Raw genomic sequence first — 17,082 nt, 5'->3', positions numbered from 1 at the left:
TCAGATCTTCTGCGCCAGGGACACGGTGAAGATGCCCCACTCATCCACACGCTGGGTGATCTTGCGGAAACCCGCGGCTTCCACCAGTTGATCCATTTCCGCCTGGCTGCGACGGCGCATCACCCAGGCTTGGCCCTGGCGATGGCTGGTGAGGGCACGGGCGATCAGCTCCAACTGGGGGTGCCACGGCTGGCCGGTATACACCAGGTACCCGCCGGGTTCGACGGCTTCGGCCAGGCCCGCCAGCGAACCGCCGACCATGCCGTTATCGGCAAACAACTCATACAGCCCCGACACCACCGCCAGCGTCGGCTTGGGCGCGAGCGCGGCCAGGTCGGCGCGGTCAAACGCGTCGGCTTTGACGAATTGCGCAATGTCCCCCACGCCTTTCTCGCGGATCAGCGCACTGCCGTCGCGCACGTTGATGTCGCTGTAGTCGCGCAGCAGGATCGACTCCGGCAGCGGCGTCACGCCCTGCAAGGCTTCCAGGATGTAACGCCCGTGGCCGGCGGCAATGTCGACGATGCGCACTTCACGCGCATCCGCACGTAACTGGGCCATGGCCAGGCGCAGCAGTTCTTCGACGTTCAGCTTGCGTTGGCGGATGCCGCGCCAGCCGATGGAGTTGAGGTAGTTGGTGTCGATCATCCGGCCAAGCGCGCCTTTGCCGGTCGGGGTGTTGCGGTACACGTAGTCCAGGGTGCTGCCGGAGTCGAAGCCGGTGTCGAAACCCAGTTTCACGCCGGCCGACAGGTTCTTGCCCAGGCCCATGCTGGCGCGGGTCATGCGCCAGTACAGGTCGCGCAGGGAATTGTGCGGCAGCGGCGCGGCAAGGGACTCGGACTCGGCGCAGGTGGCACCCAGTTTGTCGGCGTCCAGCAAGGAGGCGCGGTCCAGCGGGTGCGCAAAGTTTTGCAGGATAAAGCGCCGGGCGCTGTTCACGGCCACCGCACGGTCGCGCTCGCCAAGGGTGTCGTGGAAGAAGCCGGGAAGAACGTGCAGTTCTTTTTTCAGGCTGCCGAGGCGGTCAAAAAATTGCTGCTGGGGTTTGCGGTGCACCACGAAATCGGAGCCTGAGATCAACAGTTGCGTCGGCACCTGGATCGCCTGGGCATCGGCGACCACGCGGTCGGCGGCTTCGTACAGGCCCAGCAGCACATTCACCGAGATCGCCTTGGTGATCAACGGGTCGCTGTCGTAGGAGGCCACGCGCTCCGGGTCATGGCTGAGGAACTTGGCCTTGACGTAGCTGTTGACGAAAAAATTGCCGCGAAACTTGCGCATCAGCGCCAGGCCGGGGCGGGCGAACGGCACGTACAGCTTGACCTTGAAGGCCGGCGAGGCGAGCACCAGCGCGCGGATTTTCGGCGCGTAATCGTGTACCCAGGTGGCGGCGATCACCGCACCGACGCTTTGGGCGATGACGGCCAGGTTCTGTTCTTCGATGCCGTAGGCGGCGCCGATGTGGTCGCAGAAAGTCTGCACATCGCGGGCGCTGGTGGCGAAGCTTGGGCTGTCACCGCGCGCGCCGGGGGACTGGCCGTGGCCACGGGCGTCCCAAGCGAAAAAGTCGAACTGCGGCAGGTTCAGCTCATCGACCAGGTGGGCGATGCGCCCGGAATGCTCGTGGCCGCGATGGAACAGCACGATGGCTTGGCGCGCTTCGTCGTTCGCCGAAACGGTGGCCGGCCAATGTCGGTAAAAAAGCTCGACGCCGTCATGCGTACTGAAGGTGTGTGCTTGCTGTTCGCGCATCGCAAAATCCTTATGCAGAAGGGGAGGTGGTTTCGTTCAGGCCTTGGCGAACGCGGTTGACCAGGGTGTAAGCGAGCAGGGCGGCGACCAGCCACATTATCGTGTCGACCCAGGCGGCGCCGAGCCAGCCCAGCGCTACGCCGGTGGCCAGCACGCCAAGCACGAAGGCGCGATCACTCTTGCCCATCGGCCCGTCGTAGCGCCGCGAAGCGCCGACCATGGGGCCGAGCACACCGGCGTATTCGCTGAACACCGCGAGCAAGGCCACCAACAGCACCGGCGCCAGGCTGACGCCGGGAATCAGCGCAAACGGCAGGATCAGCGCGCTGTCGGCGATCACGTCGCACAGTTCATTGAGGTAGGCGCCCAGGCGTGACTGCTGGCCGAACTCCCGGGCGAGCATGCCGTCGATGGCGTTGAGGGCCATGCGCACGATCATCCACAGCGGGATCAGCGCAAACACCCACAGGTGTTGGGCAAAGCTGGCGATCAACAGGCCCACCAGCAGGGAAATCACCCCCGCCAGCACGGTGATTTGGTTGGCGGTGGTGCCATTGTCGTAGAGGCGCTGCACGAGGGGGCGCAGCAGGTTTTGAAAACGCGGCTTGAGCTGATAGATCGAAATCATGGGGGTGACGCTTCCTTGTCCGTGAGCCCGCGAAAAACTGCTCTGGAGTGTGCCGATTAATCACGGCCTGCACCAGTGATGGCGCGTGTTTATGGGGGTTTTGTCACGGTGTGGTGCTCTGCGAACAAAAATTTCACGCCGTGTGTTATATCGTAACTAATTGTGTGTGCGCGGGCGTTGAGTCGATGCAAGTGGATCTGGAAGCTGACGGCGCTTCGGTTGAAGGCCTTCCGCGTTTTCAACAGGGTGTGTTCCATGCCCGTCGGCTGCGTCAGGCCGGTATCGGCCTGACGGTGCTGGGTGTGGGCGGTTGGGTGTTGGCGCTGTTTGTCGCTTTGTTTGCGCCGTTGTCGATCTGGCCGGTGGTGTTGATCAACTGCGCCTCGGCAGTGCTGGTGCTGGTGGCCGGTTTGCAATCGGCGTGGTGGGTGGCCGATTGGCGTGCCCAGGCGTTGGAAGCGCCGACGGTTGAGTTGCTTGCGCCGCGGGTTGAAGCCACTGGCTGGTATGCGCGCCTGGTCGGGCGGGTGGGCAGCGGCATGTTGGCGCAGATTGGCACGCCGGTGCTGTGGCTCGCAGGTTGGTCGCTGCTGGCGTTGTTCAGCATTATCGAATTCTGGAACCTGAGGTTGCCGGCTGCGCCTGTAGGCCAATCCGCCAGTATCGGTGCAGCGCTGGCCTTGGCACTGGCCTTTGGTGTCCTGGTGTTCGAACGCCGCCTGGCCCAGGAAACCACTGCACAGTGGCCGGAAGCCTCGCCGTTGGCGCAGTTGAGCCGGGTGGCGATTGCTTGCTTGCTGGTCAGCGCCATTTGCCTGCTGTTTGCCGGCGCCGAATCGGTGTGGCCATTGCGTGTGGCGGTGCTGATGGGCGTGCTGCCGGCCTTGGTGGCGGTGGAGTTTCTGCTCAGGGCCGCGCTGTCGCTGTTCAGCCCCCGCCAGCCGCTGCTCGAACCGCGCCTGATGGCGCAGAGTTTCATCGCCGGGCTGCTGCGTTGGCCGCCACAACCCTTGTTGGCGTTGCAGCACGAATTGCATAACCGCTTCGGCATCGACCTGCGTCAGATCTGGGCATTTACCTACATGCGCCGCGCGTTTTTGCCGGTGCTGCTGGTGGTATTGGCGGTCGGCTGGGCGCTGACCGGCGTGCACGAAGTGCCCCTGCAAGGCCGTGGGATTTATGAGCGCTTTGGCAAACCGGTGCAGGTGTTCGGGCCGGGCCTGCACGCCGGGCTGCCGTGGCCGCTGGGCCGTGTGATCAAAGTGGAAAATGGCGTGGTGCATGAACTTGCCACCAGCGTCAGTGAAGCCGCCACCCTGCAATTGGCCCCCGCCGAAGGCCCGCCGCCCGCCATCGCCAACCGCTTGTGGGACGCCAGCCATGTGAATGACAAGTCGCAGGTGATCGCCAGCAGCAGCGGCGACAAACAGGGCTTCCAAATCGTCAATATGGACGTGCGCTTCGTCTACCGCATCGGCCTGACCGACCACGCCGCGCTGGCCGCCACCTATCACAGTGCGGATGTGCCGAGCCTGATCCGCAGCACCGCCAGCCGTGTCCTGGTGCACGACTTCGCCTCGCGCACCCTCGACGAACTGCTTGGCGAACAACGCACCAGCCTGGCTGACGAGATTGGTCGCAGGGTGCAAGCCGACCTGCACACACTCGACAGTGGCGTGGAGATTCTTGCCACCGTGGTAGAAGCCATCCACCCACCGGCCGGCGCCGCCAATGCCTACCACGGCGTACAAGCCGCACAGATCGGCGCCCAGGCCCTGATTTCCCGCGAGCGCGGCGCCGCCAGCGAGCAAACCAACCAGGCGTTGCTGCAAGCCAGTACCGCCCGCGATCAGGCCATGGCCACCGCGCGTGAGGTGAATGCCGGCGCCCAAGCGGCGAACCTGCGTTTTGTTGCCGAACAAAAGGCCTACGCCAGCGCGGGCCAGGCCTTTGTGCTTGAGCAATACCTCGGTCAATTGAGCCAGGGCCTGGCCCACGCCAAATTGCTGATTCTGGATCATCGCCTGGGTGCCGACGGTGCACCGACGATCGATCTGCGTTCTTTTACCTTGCCGGCCGATCCGTCGATGCCGCGTAAAGCCGTTCAATAAGGAGTCGGTCTGTTGAGCGCTCATTCTCACGATCACGGTCATCACGGCCACCACCATCATCACCACCACGGCGATGCGCACGCGGCCGGCCCCTTCCCGTGGCGGCGTATGGGCTGGGCTGTGTTGCTGGTGCTGTTTGCGGTTGCAGCGGCGAGCCTGGTGCAGGTGCGTTCCGGTGAAGCCACGGTGATTACGCGGTTCGGCAACCCGTCGCGGGTGTTGCTGGAACCGGGCCTGGGCTGGCGTTGGCCGGCACCGTTCGAAGCGGCGATCCCGGTGGACCTGCGCCTGCGCACCACCTCCAGCGGCTTGCAGGACGTGGGCACCCGCGATGGCCTGCGCATCATCGTGCAGGCCTATGTGGCGTGGCAGGTGCAGGGCGATGCCGACAATGTGCAGCGCTTTATGCGCGCCGTGCAGAACCAGCCGGATGAAGCGGCGCGCCAGATTCGCACCTTTGTCGGCTCGGCGCTGGAAACCACGGCGGCCAGTTTCGACCTGTCGAGCCTGATCAACACCGACGCCAGCCAGGTGCGCATCGCCGATTTCGAAGCGCAATTGCGTCAACAGATCGATCAACAATTGCTCACGACCTACGGCGTGCGCGTGGCCCAAGTGGGCATCGAGCGGCTGACCCTGCCCTCGGTGACCCTCACCGCCACCGTCGACCGTATGCGTGCCGAGCGCGAGACCATTGCCACTGAACGCACCGCCGTGGGCAAGCGCGAAGCGGCGCAGATCCGCTCGGCCGCCGAGCGCGACGCACGCATCGTGCAGGCCGACGCCACGGTCAAAGCGGCCGATATCGAAGCGCAATCGCGGGTCGAGGCGGCGCAGATTTACGGACGTGCCTACGCCGGCAACCCGCAGCTGTATAACCTGCTGCGTTCGCTGGATACGTTGGGCACGGTGGTGACGCCGGGCACCAAGATCATCCTGCGCACCGACGCCGCACCGTTCCGTGCGTTGGTGGACGGGCCCAAGGACATCCAGCCATGACCGAGCGTGACAGCCCGGACAGCCCGTGGATCCAGGCCGGACGCCTGACGTTCATGGCGCTCTACGCGGTGACGGTGTTGGCGGCGCTGGCCTGGGCGTTTTCCAATGTGCGCCAGATCGACCCGCAAAACCGTGCCGTGGTCCTGCATTTTGGCGCCCTGGACCGTATCCAGAACGCCGGGCTGTTAGTGGCCTGGCCGCAACCGTTCGAGCAGGTGGTGCTGCTGCCCGCCGCCGACCGCGTGATCGAGCGTCGGGTGGAGAACCTGCTGCGCTCGGAGGCGGCGGTGCAGGCCGACCGCGTGGCCAGCTTTGCCACGCCCCTGAGCGATGCCCTGGCTGGCTCCGGCTACCTGCTGACGGGCGACGCCGGGGTGGTGCAACTGGATGTGCGGGTGTTTTACAAAGTCACCGAACCCTATTCCTTTGTGTTGCAGGGCGAGCATGTCTTGCCGGCCCTGGATCGCCTAGTGACGCGCAGCGCGGTGGCCCTGACGGCCGCGCGCGACCTGGACACGATCCTGGTGGCGCGGCCCGAGCTGATCGGCCGCGACAACGGCGCCGCTGAACGCCGCGAACGGCTGCGCGGTGACTTGGTGCAGGGCATCAACAAACGCCTGTCGGACCTGACCTCCAGCGGCCTCGGTTTGGGCATCGAAGTCACGCGCGTGGACGTGCAGTCGAGCCTGCCGAGCCCGGCGGTGAATGCGTTCAACGCGGTACTCACCGCCAGCCAGCAGGCCGACAAAGCGGTGGCCAACGCGCGCACCGACGCGGAAAAACTCACCCAGACCGCCACTCAACAGGCCGACCGCCTGGTACAGGTGGCCCACGCCCAGGCCAGCGAACGCCTGGCCAATGCCAGGGCGCAAACCGCCACGGTCGCCAGCCTCGCCCAGGTCAAAGACCCGGGCTTGCTGCTGCGGCTGTACCGCGAGCGCCTGCCGAAGATCCTCGGCCAGGCGGGCTCCGTGACCACGGTCGACCCTAAAGACGACTCCCGTTTGATCATCCAGGGAGCCGAACAATGAGCGCACCCATGCTGACTTCCGTCGAGCAGCGCAGCGCTGCCCGGCAATTGACCCTGGCCATGCTGGCGTTGGGCTTGCTCGTGTTGGGCCTGGTGTGGCGCTGGCTGGCGCCGGACCAGAGTGGTGTCAGCCAGTTGCTGCTGGGTGTGGCGTCGTTGTTGGTGGCCGTGCCGGTGATGCGTTCGGCGTGGTACAGCCTGCGCTTTCCCAGCCTGCATGGCATCACCGACCAACTGATCGCCCTGGCCATGCTTGGCGCCTGGGCGACGGGCGATCTGCTGACCGCCGCGTTGCTGCCGATCATCATGATCTTTGGGCATGTGCTGGAAGAACGCAGCGTGATCGGTTCCCAGGAGGCGATTCACGCTCTGGGCAAACTGACCCGCAGCCACGCGCGCCTGGTTCAGGCCGACGGCAGCGTTGTCGAGGTGGACAACGGCACGCTGAACCCCGGCGATATCGTCGAAGTGCGCGCCGGTGACCGCGTGCCGGCAGATGGTGTGGTGGTGTCGGGCCAGGCGAGCCTGGACACGGCGCCGATCACCGGTGAGTCGGTGCCGTTGGAAGCCAGTGCGGGTGTGCAGGTGTTTGGCGGGGCGATCAACCTCGACGGTCTGCTGCGCCTTGAAGTGACGCGCACCGGCAATGAGTCGACCCTGGGCAAAGTGATTGCCCTGATGCAGAACGCCGAGCGTTCCAAGCCGCCGATCACTCGCCTGCTGGAACGCTACGCGGGCAGTTATATGGTGCTGGTGCTGCTGCTGGCGGCGGTGACCTGGTTTGTGACCAATGACGCCCAGGCGATGCTCGCCGTGCTCGTGGCGGCGTGCCCGTGTGCGTTGGTGTTGTCGGCGCCGGCCACGGCGATTGCCGGGATTGCAGTGGCGGCGCGCCACGGGATTCTGATTCGCAGCTCGGCGTTCCTCGAAGAGCTGGCGGACTTGACCTCGCTGGTGGTCGACAAGACCGGCACCCTGACCTTTGGCACCCTGCGTTTGCAGTCCATCGAAACCTCGTCCAGCGATCGCCAAGCGCTGCTCAACCTGGCGGCCAGCCTGGGTTCGGCCAGCAGCCACCCGGTCAGCCGCGCGTTGGCTGGTTTGGCTGCTCAGGAGCAGCGGCCGGCGTTGACCGACATTCGCGAACGCCAGGGCCTGGGTGTGGTGGCGCAGACCGAGCAGGGCGAAGCGGCGTTGGGCCGGCCGGAGTTGTTCGAACAGTTGGGCATTGTTACCAGCGCGGTTCCGACCCATGACGGCCCGATTGCCGGGCTGGCGCTGAACGGGCAATTTCTCGCCTGGCTGTTGCTGGCCGACAGCGTCAAACCCGAAGCGCGCCAGGCCCTGCAGGCGCTGCGTGACTTGGGGCTGGGCCGCCAATTGCTGCTGACGGGCGACCGGCAAAGCGTGGCCGACAGCCTGGCCCGGGACGTGGGCATCAGCGATGTCCACGCCCAGGCGTTGCCCGAGGACAAGCTCAACCGCGTGCTGGGGGAAATCGCCAGCGGTTTCCGGCCCATGGTGGTGGGCGACGGGATCAACGACTCGCTGGCGCTCAAGGCCGGTGTGGTAGGCGTGGCCATGGGCGCGGGCGGTGCGGATATCGCCCTGGCGTCGGCGGACGTGGTGTTGATCGGCAGCGATCTGCGTCGCCTGGGCACTTGCGTGCGCTTGAGTCGCCAATGCCGGCACACGTTGCAGGTCAACGTGATCATCGGTTTGGGATGGACGTTGGCGATCGTGGTGTTCGCCGCATTCGGTTGGCTGGGCGCGGCCGGGGCGATGATTGCGGCGGTGTTGCACAACCTTAGTACGTTGCTGGTGCTGGGCAATGCCGGGCGTTTGCTGCGCTTTCAGGAGCCCCTGTCGAAGCTCGACGATTGAATTTCAAAAATAAGTGTTCACGGCTGTAACGCCATGGGCAGGCCTCACTCTAGTGGTGTGTCGAGACTGAGCAATCCGTTCAGAACGACGCCACTACCGATCATGAGGACTACAACAATGAACATTAAATCCGCTGCTGCTGGTGCCGCGCTTGCGATGGCTGCTGCCACGATGTTTGCCGGTGTCGCCACCCAGGTACAGGCCGCTGACGCACAAGTGCATTGCTACGGCGTGACCTCCTGCAAAGGCATGAACGACTGCAAGACCGCTGAAAACGCCTGTAAAGGCCAGGCTGTCTGCAAGGGCCACGGTTTCAAGGCGATGACCAAGGCTGAGTGCGCCAAGGCCGGCGGCACAGTCGGCGAATAACCGGCGAACGAGTGCCACCGCAGCGCGACACCGGCGCTGCGGACACTTTCCCCAGGAGTCAGGCATGTCCGCTTCCCTTCCGAGTCTGGGTTACGGCCTGGGTTTACGCAGCGAGTACTACCCGCAGATCCTCGAACAATCGCCGGCCGTGGATTGGTTCGAAGTGATCTCCGAAAATTATCTGGTGCAGGGCGGTAAAGCCTTGTACTTCCTGGACGCGATCGCCGAGCGCTACCCCTTGGTGATGCACGGCGTGTCCTTGTCCATCGGCGGCCCCCACGCCCTTGATAGGGACTACCTCAAACAGCTCAAACAGCTTGCCGAGCGTATTGCGCCGGCGTGGGTGTCCGACCATCTGTGCTGGAGCCGGGGCAATGCGCACCAGTTGCACGACCTGCTGCCGCTGCCTTACACCGAAGAAAGCCTCTATCACGTCGCCGGCCGGGTTCGTCAGGTGCAGGATGTGTTGCAACGCCCGCTGGTGCTGGAAAACGTCTCCAGCTACGTGCGCGCCAGGGCAGATGAGTTTACCGAGTGGGAGTACCTCAATGCCCTGACCCACCTTACCGGCTGCCAGTTGTTGCTGGACGTGAACAACGTGTATGTCAGCTCGCGTAACCATGGGTTCGATGCCTGGACCTTTATCCGCAACCTGCCGCCCCAGAGCATCCGTCAACTGCACCTGGCGGGGCATATGGACTATGGCGACTACGTGGTCGATACCCATGACCAGCCGGTGTGTGACCCGGTGTGGGCGTTGTATCAGCAGACGCTGGAGCACTTGGGCCCGGTCTCGACGCTGCTGGAGCGCGATGACCATTTTCCGCCGTTCCAAGCGCTGCTCACCGAGTTGGACAAGGCCCGCGAACTGGGGGCCGGTGCCCTGGCCAGGAGGACGTCATGCGCCTGACCGATTGGCAATTGGCCTTTGAGCAGCACCTGCTCTGCGAAACGTCGGTTGCCGACAGCCGCTTTGCCGCCAGTTTGCTGGGTGGACCGACACTGGACGTGGACACCGGCCTGGCGATTTATCACAACGCCTACAGGGCACGGTTGCAGGAGGTCTTGCGGCATGACTTCGGCGCGCTGCTGTACTGGCTGGGAGATGACGCGTTCGCCGCGCTGGCCGACGCCTATATACGTCGCTACCCGTCGGCCCACTACAGCTTGCGCTGGCTGGGGCAGCGGTTGCCGGCGTTTATCCTCGAGCATTTCGTGGCACAACACAGTGCGCCGTTGGCCGAGTTGGCGCGCCTGGAATGGGCTTTTACCCTGGCGTTCGACGCTCCCGAGGGCGTGCCACTGACCCTGGATGACATGGCGGCGCTACCACCTGAGGATTGGCCCGGCTTGCAGGTCACGCTGGTGCCGTCGGTGCAGCAATTGCTCTGCCGATTCAACACCCTGGCGATCTGGCGGGCGAGCAAGGCGAAGTCGACTTTCCCCGGCAGCCAGGACCTGGACCCGGCGCAGATCTGTCTGGTCTGGCGCCATCAGCAGGTGTGCAATTACCGCAGCCTGGAACCCGGCGAGGCGTGCGCCATGGCCGGCATGGTGACGACCGGTTGGACCTTCGCAGAACTGTGCGCGCAACTGGCAGTCACTTATGCAGAGGGTGCGCCACTGCAGGCTGTTACGTGGCTCAAGCAGTGGCTCCAGGAGGGCTTGCTGCAGCGGCGGGCGCCATAGTGGCGGGCGATCAAATCGATAGCCTCCTACTTTGTCTGGGGATGGTCTACCCTCTCAGCAGACGTCTGAAACAAGGGGGGACTACTCATGCTCGCGCAACTTCCACCGGCCTTACAGAATCTACAGCTACCGCTGCGTCTACGACTCTGGGACGGCCATGAATTCAACTTGGGCCCCGAGCCCAGTGTGACCATCGTGGTGAAGGACCCCACGGTCGTCTCGCAACTGACCCATCCCACGCTCGATTCACTGGGCGAAGCCTTCGTCGAAGGCAAACTGGAGCTGGAAGGCTCCATCACCGAAGTGATCCGGGTGTGTGATGAGTTGAGTCATGCCCTGGTCGAGGACGATGAAGGCAGTCGCCCGGTGCGTTCGATCCACGACAAGGCCACCGACGCGGCGGCGATTTCCTACCATTACGACCTGTCCAACGCGTTCTACCAGCTGTGGCTGGACCAGGACATGGCCTACTCCTGCGGTTATTTCGAAACCGGCAGCGAGTCGATCGACCAGGCGCAACAAGACAAATTTCGACACCTGTGCCGCAAGCTGCGCTTGCAGCCTGGCGAGTATCTGCTGGACGTCGGCTGCGGCTGGGGTGGATTGGCGCGTTACGCGGCACGGGAATTCGGGGTGAACGTATTTGGCATCACCCTGAGCAAGGAGCAATTGGAGCTGGCGAAGGAGCGGGTGAAAGCCGAGGGCCTGGAAGGCCAGGTCGACCTGCAACTGCTCGACTACCGCGACCTGCCCCAGGACGGTCGTTTCGACAAAGTGGTCAGCGTGGGGATGTTCGAACACGTCGGCCACGCCAACCTGGCGCAGTACTGCCAGACCCTGTTTGGCGCCGTGCGTGAAGGCGGCCTGGTGATGAACCACGGGATTACCGCCAAGCACACCGATGGCCGCCCGGTGGGCCGTGGTGCGGGCGAGTTTATCGAGCGTTACGTGTTCCCCAACGGCGAGCTGCCGCACCTGGCGATGATGACCGCCGAGATCAGCGAAGTCGGGCTCGAAGTGGTCGACGTCGAAAGCCTGCGCCTGCATTACGCGCGTACGCTGGACCATTGGAGCGAGCGCCTGGAAGACAATCTGGAAGCGGCGGCGAAGAAGGTGCCGGAGCAGGCGTTGCGGATCTGGCGCCTGTATTTGGCGGGCTGCGCCTACGCGTTTGCGCGGGGCTGGATCAACCTGCACCAGATATTGGCGGTGAAACCGCATGCCGATGGCAGCCATGAACTGCCGTGGACGCGGGAAGACATCTACCGCTGAGGCTGTTTTGCAACACACTGAAGATCACCTGTGGGAGGTGGGCAAGCCCCTCCCACGGTGTCAAAGAATCGGTGAAATCAAACGCGCCACGCGCATGCCCAAGTGTTGCAAACGCCGCGTCTCACGGCTTTCTTCCTGACTGACTTCATGGGCCAGGGCGAAATCGCCCAGCAACATATGCTCGACCTCCTTGGCGAAGGCTTCGTCAACGGTCAGCAGCATCACTTCGAAATTGAGCCGGAACGAGCGGTTGTCCATGTTCGCACTGCCGATGGCGCTGATTTCGCTGTCCACCAGCACCACCTTCTGATGCAGAAAGCCCGGCGTGTAGCGGAACACCCGTACGCCGGCGCGCACCGCTTCGATCGCGTAGAGGCTGGAGGCGGCATACACGATGCGGTGGTCGGGCCGCGACGGCAGCAGCAGGCGCACGTCGACGCCGCGCAGCACCGCCAGACGCAGGGCGGCGAATACCGCTTCATCGGGGATGAAATACGGGCTGGTGATCCACACGCGTTTCGTCGCCGCGTGGATGGCCTCGACAAAAAACAATGAGCAGGTTTCATAGGAGTCGGCGGGGCCGCTGGCGAGCAATTGGCAGAGCACACCGTCCTCGGGGTAGGCGTCCGGCAAAATCAGTGGCGGCAATTGCCGCGCGGCCCAGAACCAGTCTTCGGCAAACGACTCTTGCAGGCACGCCACCACCGGGCCGGTGACTTGCACGTGGGTATCGCGCCACGGCGCCAGCGGCGGTTTTTTACCCAGGTATTCATCGCCCACGTTATGCCCGCCGACAAACCCGGTTATCCCATCCACCACCACGATCTTGCGGTGGTTGCGGAAGTTGACCTGGAACCGGTTGAGCCAGCCGCTGCGCGTGGCGAACGCCTTGATCTGCACCCCGGCGTCACGCAGCGATTGCACGTAACGATGGGGCAGGGCGTGGCTGCCGATGCGGTCGTAGAGCACGTAGATGCTGACGCCTTGTGCGGCTTTTTCCTTGAGCAGGGCGTGCAGTTGGCGGCCCAGGTCATCGTCGTGAATGATGAAAAACTGGAACAGCACCGCGGTTCTGGCGGCGCGGATGGCCTCGAAAATCGCGCTGAAGGTGGCGTCGCCATTGATCAGCAGGCGTACCTGGTTATTCGCCAGGCAGGGCATGCGCCCCAGTTTGGGCATGGCGCGCAGCGAGGTGTATGCGCTGGAATTGCGTGCGGCCAGGGCCTCTTCGACCCAGGGGCGCCAGTTCAGCTCGGTAATGGCGGTGTGCATTTCCTGGTTGGCCTGACGGCGTGCCTGGATGTAAGCGTCGAACGTGCTGCGGCCGAAGATCAGGTAAGGGATCAGCGTGAGGTAGGGCATGAACATCAGTGACAGCGCCCAGGCGATCGAGCCTTGGGCGGTTCTGACGGTCAGCACCGCGTGAATCGCGGCGAGGGTCCCGAGCACGTGCAGCGTGGCGATGAAGTAGGCGAGCAGGTGCGGGCCAAAGAAATCCATGGACGACGTTACTCCAGACGAACCAATGCCTAACAGACCATGTCTGGCTACGAATGTCGCTATTTTATTTGCCGTGCAACACTGGCGTCTTTGCGGCGTCTAACGGCCACAATTACCCAGGAGTTACCCGATGAATGCTCGTCTGCTCTGTTTATCCATGGTTGTTGGTTTGTCGTTGCCCGTGGCCGCGCAGGCGCAGATGCTGGCGCCGGGGTTGTGGGAGTTGACCACCAGCAATATGAAAGTCGATAACCAGGACTTGCCGGACTTGTCGCTGATTCTCGGTCAGCTCAAGCAACAGATGACCCCCGAACAGCGCGCCATGCTGGAAAAACAGGGCATCACCATGGCCGGCAAGGGCGTGCAGGTGTGCCTCACGCCGGCGCAGGTGGCTTCGGACTCGATCCCCCTGACCGACCCGCAATCGGGTTGCAAACAGCAAGTGACCGACAAGACCGGCAACCAGTGGAAATTCCGTTTCAGTTGCCCGAAAGCCCAGGGCACCGGCGTCGCCACCTTCCAGAGCCAGAAAGAGTTCACCACCACCGTCAACGGCACGTTCAATGCGACCGGCATTCAGCAGAAAGGCAGCCTGGACACCCATGCCCAATGGCTGGGCAACGACTGCGGTACAGTCAAACCGCGCGCTTAACGCGCAAACTGCAGCGGCAGGCCCTGGCAGCTTTCGACCACCTGGCCGTTGTGCCACGCCAGGTGGCCCGACACCAGGGTGGTGCTGACGCTATGGCGAAAGCGGCGTTCGGCGAACGGCGTCCAACCGCAGCGGGCCAGGACCGGTTCATCGCACACTGGCTTGCCTTGAGGCTCGGGGTTGATCAGCACAAGATCGGCCCAATAGCCTTCGCGCAGGTAACCGCGGTCCGCGATCGCAAACAGGTCGGCGACACGGTGGCTGGTTTTGGCCACCAGCGTGGTCAGCGGTAAATGCCCGTCCGCCACCAGTTCCAACAGTGCCGGCAGCGCGTGTTGCACCAGCGGTAAACCGGACGGTGCTTCGCGATAGGCCAGCTGTTTTTGCGCCCAGGTATGCGGCGCATGGTCAGTGCCGATCACGTCCAGACGATCACTCAATAACGCCAGGCGCAGCGCGTCGCGGTCGGCGCGTGTCTTGATCGCCGGGTTGCATTTGATCTGGTGGCCCAGGCGGTGATAGTCGCGGTCATCGAACAGCAGGTGGTGCACGCAGACCTCGGCGGTGATGCGTTTTTCGGCCAGGGGTTTGTCGTCGAACAGCGCCAGCTCGCGGGCGCTGGTGAGGTGCAGCACATGCAGGCGCGTGCCGTGACGCTTGGCCAATTCCACCGCGAAAGACGATGAGCGATAGCACGCTTCGGCGTCACGGATCAGCGGGTGGGCGACGGCGGGGATCTGGTCGCCAAAGCGCTCGCGCAGACGCGCTTCGTTGGCCTGGATGCTTGGCGTGTGCTCGCAGTGGGCCAGCAGGATGGTCGGCACTTGCGCGAACAGGCGCTCCAGGATGCGTGGGTCGTCCACCAGCATGTTGCCGGTGGAGGCGCCCATGAACACTTTGACTCCGGCCACCTCCCGCGGGTCGAGGGCGGCGACGGTGTCGAGGTTGTCGTTGCTCACCCCGAAGTGAAAACCATAATTGGCCACCGAATGCAGGGCCGCGCGGCGCTTTTTGTCGGCCAGCTCTTGCAGGTTCAGCGTGGCCGGGTGGGTGTTGGGCATGTCCATGAAACTGGTGATCCCGCCCGCCACCGCTGCCCGGGACTCACTGTAGAAGCTGCCTTTTTCCGGTGCGCCGGGCTCGCGAAAGTGCACTTGGTCATCGATCATGCCCGGCAACAGCCACTGGCCTTTGGCATCGATGGACAGCGGGGCGTTACAGCTCTGGATGCTGCTCGCGATCTTCTCGATACGGCCATTGGCGATCAGGACGTCGGCGTCGAACATCCGGCCTTCGTTGATCAGACGGGCATTGCGGATCAGCAGGCGGCTCATGGCTCAGAACTCGTTTTGCAGGGCTTTGTAACCGCGCACCAGGTCGACATTGGTGCGCGCTACGTCTTCGGAAAACTCCGAAGCGCTGACGCTCACCGGCGGGAATTGCGACAGGTCGGTGTTGGGACCGATGCGGGTGGTGGAGGGCACGTAGAACGCATCCGGCAAGTCGCGGCCGTCGACCACTGAGTTGTGGCGCACCACGCAGCCGTCGCCCACCACGCAGTTGAACAGCACGCTGTTGAACCCGATGAACACCCGGTCACCCACGGTGCAGGGGCCGTGGACGATGGAACGGTGGGCGATGGAGGTGAATTCGCCGATGGTCACCGCCGCGCCGGATTTGGAGTGGATGACCACGCCGTCCTGGATATTGGAGTTGGCGCCGATGGTGATGGGGTCCATGGCGCCGCTGGCGTCGACTTCGTCGGCACGGATCACGGCGTAGGGCCCGACGAAAACGTTCTCGCCGATGATGACCTTGCCGCAGATGATGGCGGTCTTGTCGACATAGGCCGATTCGGCAATCACCGGCAGATCGCCGGAAGGGTTCTTGCGGATCATTCAGCAGGCTCCGTAATGATGTGTACGTGGTCGCCGTCGATGGCGTTGTAGAAACAGGTCGGGCGGCCGGTATGACAGGCAGGGCCCAATTGGTTGACGATCAGCAGCACCGCATCGCCGTCGCAATCCAGGCGTGCTTCGACCAATTGTTGCCAGTGGCCGGACGTCTCGCCTTTGCGCCACAGCTGCCGGCGCGAGCGTGACCAATAGCAGACGTGCCCGGTGGCCAGGGTCTCGTTGAGGGCCTGGCGGTTCATCCAGGCCAGCATCAACACCTGGCCGTTGCCATGTTGCTGGGCGATGGCGGCGATCAGGCCATCGCTGTTCCACGGCAGGGCGTCGAGCACGGCGTCGAGTGGAAAGCGGCTGCCGAGGGCAGCGCTTTCCAGGTCGAGCATGCTCAGGTTCATGGCTTGCTCAGGGCGGCGCACAGGGTGTTGAGGTTGTATTCGAACAGGCCGGTAAAGGTGCTGGCCGGGCCTTCGGCGGCGAGGGCATCGGAGTACAGCGTGCCGCCGATCTGCGCGCCGCTTTCATCAGCGATCTGCTTGAGCAGGCGCGAGTCTTTGATGTTTTCCATGAACACGGCCTTGACCTTGTCTTTGCGGATCTGGGTGATCAGCGCGGCGACTTCGGCAGCCGAAGGCTCGCGTTCGGTGGACAGGCCCTGAGGCGCCAGGAACTGAATGCCATAGGCCTGGCCGAGGTAGCCGAAGGCATCATGGGAAGTGACGATGCGACGGTTGCCCGCCGGCAGGGCGCCGAACTTGGCCTTGGCTTCAGCCAGCAGGCGGTAGATTTCTTTGAGGTAGGCCTGGCTGTTGCGCTGGTAGTCGGCAGTGTTGGACGGGTCGGCGGCGATCAGCGCTTTGGTGATGTTGTTCACATAGATTTCGGCGTTGGCCAGATTGTGCCAGGCGTGAGGATCGGGGATGGTCTCGCCGTCTTCGTCCATGGTGTGGGAGATCACGCCCTTGCTGGCGGTGACCACCGTGGCCTTGGTTTCGGTGCTGGCCACCAGCCGGTCCAGCCATGGTTCGAAGCCGAGGCCGTTTTTGATGATGAGTCGGGCCTTGAGCAGCGCCTTGGCGTCATCCGGCGTGGGCTCGTAGGTATGGGCGTCGGCGTCGGGGCCGACCATGTTGCTGATCTGGATGTGGTCACCACCGATCTGGTGGGTGATGTCATCGAGAATACTGAAGCTGGTGACAACCTGGAGTTTGTCGGCAGCCTGGGCCATCGACAACGGCAGCAGCAGACTGAACAGCACGAATAGAGCGCGCATCGGGAAACAC

Annotated in this window: 16 protein-coding genes; 9 read left to right on the top strand and 7 right to left on the bottom strand. The window is 63.8% G+C overall.

All coding sequences use genetic code 11. The annotated features are described in order from the left end of the window. On the bottom strand, positions 1 to 1,755 hold the full coding sequence (locus KZX66_RS18700; protein ID WP_248082011.1) for a bifunctional alpha/beta hydrolase/class I SAM-dependent methyltransferase: 1,755 nt from the start codon (positions 1,753 to 1,755) through the stop codon (positions 1 to 3). Between the two features lie 10 nt (positions 1,756 to 1,765). Beyond that, positions 1,766 to 2,383 carry a CDP-alcohol phosphatidyltransferase family protein gene (locus KZX66_RS18695; RefSeq protein ID WP_248082009.1) on the bottom strand — a complete coding sequence of 206 codons (618 nt, stop codon included), beginning with the start codon at positions 2,381 to 2,383 and terminating at the stop codon, positions 1,766 to 1,768. A gap of 185 nt (positions 2,384 to 2,568) precedes the next feature. Here KZX66_RS18695 and KZX66_RS18690 point away from each other — a divergent pair, with 185 nt between their 5' ends. The 8 genes from KZX66_RS18690 to cfaB all read left to right on the top strand — a co-directional run bounded on the left by KZX66_RS18690 (position 2,569) and on the right by cfaB (position 11,737). Continuing rightward, positions 2,569 to 4,494: a protease modulator HflK gene (locus KZX66_RS18690; RefSeq protein ID WP_248082007.1), complete on the top strand. Its 1,926-nt coding sequence runs from the start codon at positions 2,569 to 2,571 to the stop codon at positions 4,492 to 4,494. Between the two features lie 9 nt (positions 4,495 to 4,503). Continuing rightward, positions 4,504 to 5,493, top strand: coding sequence for a protease modulator HflC (locus KZX66_RS18685; protein ID WP_248082106.1), 990 nt, complete (start codon positions 4,504 to 4,506; stop codon positions 5,491 to 5,493). After that, on the top strand, positions 5,490 to 6,524 hold the full coding sequence (locus KZX66_RS18680) for a protease modulator HflK (RefSeq protein WP_248082006.1): 1,035 nt from the start codon (positions 5,490 to 5,492) through the stop codon (positions 6,522 to 6,524). Before KZX66_RS18685 ends, KZX66_RS18680 begins: the two co-directional genes overlap by 4 nt. Beyond that, on the top strand, positions 6,521 to 8,407 hold the full coding sequence (locus KZX66_RS18675; protein WP_248082004.1) for a cation-translocating P-type ATPase: 1,887 nt from the start codon (positions 6,521 to 6,523) through the stop codon (positions 8,405 to 8,407). The genes KZX66_RS18680 and KZX66_RS18675 overlap by 4 nt, the downstream gene beginning before the upstream one ends. Positions 8,408 to 8,524: 117 nt before the next feature. Then, positions 8,525 to 8,776, top strand: coding sequence for a hypothetical protein (locus tag KZX66_RS18670; RefSeq protein WP_248082002.1), 252 nt, complete (start codon positions 8,525 to 8,527; stop codon positions 8,774 to 8,776). Positions 8,777 to 8,840: 64 nt separating this feature from the next. Next, positions 8,841 to 9,686, top strand: coding sequence for a DUF692 domain-containing protein (locus KZX66_RS18665; protein ID WP_248082001.1), 846 nt, complete (start codon positions 8,841 to 8,843; stop codon positions 9,684 to 9,686). After that, positions 9,677 to 10,465, top strand: coding sequence for a DNA-binding domain-containing protein (locus KZX66_RS18660; RefSeq protein ID WP_248081999.1), 789 nt, complete (start codon positions 9,677 to 9,679; stop codon positions 10,463 to 10,465). Before KZX66_RS18665 ends, KZX66_RS18660 begins: the two co-directional genes overlap by 10 nt. An 87-nt stretch (positions 10,466 to 10,552) precedes the next feature. After that, entirely contained in the window at positions 10,553 to 11,737 is a 1,185-nt protein-coding gene (gene cfaB / locus KZX66_RS18655) for a C17 cyclopropane fatty acid synthase CfaB (protein WP_248081997.1), read from the top strand. A 60-nt stretch (positions 11,738 to 11,797) separates the two neighbouring features. Here cfaB and cls read toward each other — a convergent pair whose 3' ends face one another. Continuing rightward, a complete protein-coding gene (cls, locus tag KZX66_RS18650; protein ID WP_248081995.1) occupies positions 11,798 to 13,237 on the bottom strand; it encodes a cardiolipin synthase in 1,440 nt (479 codons plus the stop codon). 130 nt (positions 13,238 to 13,367) lie between these two features. Here cls and KZX66_RS18645 point away from each other — a divergent pair, with 130 nt between their 5' ends. After that, entirely contained in the window at positions 13,368 to 13,889 is a 522-nt protein-coding gene (locus KZX66_RS18645; RefSeq protein ID WP_065886672.1) for a DUF3617 domain-containing protein, read from the top strand. Here the strand turns inward: KZX66_RS18645 and KZX66_RS18640 are convergent. The 4 genes from KZX66_RS18640 to KZX66_RS18625 are packed head-to-tail and all read right to left on the bottom strand — an operon-like array spanning position 13,886 to position 17,072. Continuing rightward, positions 13,886 to 15,223 carry a dihydroorotase gene (locus tag KZX66_RS18640; protein ID WP_248081993.1) on the bottom strand — a complete coding sequence of 446 codons (1,338 nt, stop codon included), beginning with the start codon at positions 15,221 to 15,223 and terminating at the stop codon, positions 13,886 to 13,888. The two genes, KZX66_RS18645 and KZX66_RS18640, sit on opposite strands and share 4 nt — an antisense overlap. Positions 15,224 to 15,226: 3 nt before the next feature. Continuing rightward, on the bottom strand, positions 15,227 to 15,787 hold the full coding sequence (locus KZX66_RS18635) for a DapH/DapD/GlmU-related protein (protein ID WP_003231797.1): 561 nt from the start codon (positions 15,785 to 15,787) through the stop codon (positions 15,227 to 15,229). Next, entirely contained in the window at positions 15,784 to 16,197 is a 414-nt protein-coding gene (gene hisI / locus KZX66_RS18630) for a phosphoribosyl-AMP cyclohydrolase (RefSeq protein WP_017528642.1), read from the bottom strand. Before hisI ends, KZX66_RS18635 begins: the two co-directional genes overlap by 4 nt. Continuing rightward, positions 16,194 to 17,072: a metal ABC transporter substrate-binding protein gene (locus KZX66_RS18625; protein WP_248081991.1), complete on the bottom strand. Its 879-nt coding sequence runs from the start codon at positions 17,070 to 17,072 to the stop codon at positions 16,194 to 16,196. The genes hisI and KZX66_RS18625 overlap by 4 nt, the downstream gene beginning before the upstream one ends. Positions 17,073 to 17,082 lie beyond the last annotated feature (10 nt).

Origin of the sequence: Pseudomonas sp. EYE_354 (assembly GCF_023148575.1) — a bacterium.
GTDB lineage: Bacteria > Pseudomonadota > Gammaproteobacteria > Pseudomonadales > Pseudomonadaceae > Aquipseudomonas.
This window is presented reverse-complemented; position numbering and strand designations above follow the sequence as displayed.

What these genes read in the sequence shown, in the direction of transcription:
- KZX66_RS18700 (WP_248082011.1), bottom strand. Translation starts at nt 1,755, where the DNA reads ATGCGCGAACAGCAAGCACACACCTTCAGTACGCATGACGGCGTCGAG.
- KZX66_RS18695 (WP_248082009.1), bottom strand. Translation starts at nt 2,383, where the DNA reads ATGATTTCGATCTATCAGCTCAAGCCGCGTTTTCAAAACCTGCTGCGC.
- KZX66_RS18690 (WP_248082007.1), top strand. Translation starts at nt 2,569, where the DNA reads ATGCAAGTGGATCTGGAAGCTGACGGCGCTTCGGTTGAAGGCCTTCCG.
- KZX66_RS18680 (WP_248082006.1), top strand. Translation starts at nt 5,490, where the DNA reads ATGACCGAGCGTGACAGCCCGGACAGCCCGTGGATCCAGGCCGGACGC.
- KZX66_RS18675 (WP_248082004.1), top strand. Translation starts at nt 6,521, where the DNA reads ATGAGCGCACCCATGCTGACTTCCGTCGAGCAGCGCAGCGCTGCCCGG.
- KZX66_RS18670 (WP_248082002.1), top strand. Translation starts at nt 8,525, where the DNA reads ATGAACATTAAATCCGCTGCTGCTGGTGCCGCGCTTGCGATGGCTGCT.
- KZX66_RS18665 (WP_248082001.1), top strand. Translation starts at nt 8,841, where the DNA reads ATGTCCGCTTCCCTTCCGAGTCTGGGTTACGGCCTGGGTTTACGCAGC.
- KZX66_RS18660 (WP_248081999.1), top strand. Translation starts at nt 9,677, where the DNA reads ATGCGCCTGACCGATTGGCAATTGGCCTTTGAGCAGCACCTGCTCTGC.
- cfaB (WP_248081997.1), top strand. Translation starts at nt 10,553, where the DNA reads ATGCTCGCGCAACTTCCACCGGCCTTACAGAATCTACAGCTACCGCTG.
- cls (WP_248081995.1), bottom strand. Translation starts at nt 13,237, where the DNA reads ATGGATTTCTTTGGCCCGCACCTGCTCGCCTACTTCATCGCCACGCTG.
- KZX66_RS18645 (WP_065886672.1), top strand. Translation starts at nt 13,368, where the DNA reads ATGAATGCTCGTCTGCTCTGTTTATCCATGGTTGTTGGTTTGTCGTTG.
- KZX66_RS18640 (WP_248081993.1), bottom strand. Translation starts at nt 15,223, where the DNA reads ATGAGCCGCCTGCTGATCCGCAATGCCCGTCTGATCAACGAAGGCCGG.
- KZX66_RS18635 (WP_003231797.1), bottom strand. Translation starts at nt 15,787, where the DNA reads ATGATCCGCAAGAACCCTTCCGGCGATCTGCCGGTGATTGCCGAATCG.
- hisI (WP_017528642.1), bottom strand. Translation starts at nt 16,197, where the DNA reads ATGAACCTGAGCATGCTCGACCTGGAAAGCGCTGCCCTCGGCAGCCGC.
- KZX66_RS18625 (WP_248081991.1), bottom strand. Translation starts at nt 17,072, where the DNA reads ATGCGCGCTCTATTCGTGCTGTTCAGTCTGCTGCTGCCGTTGTCGATG.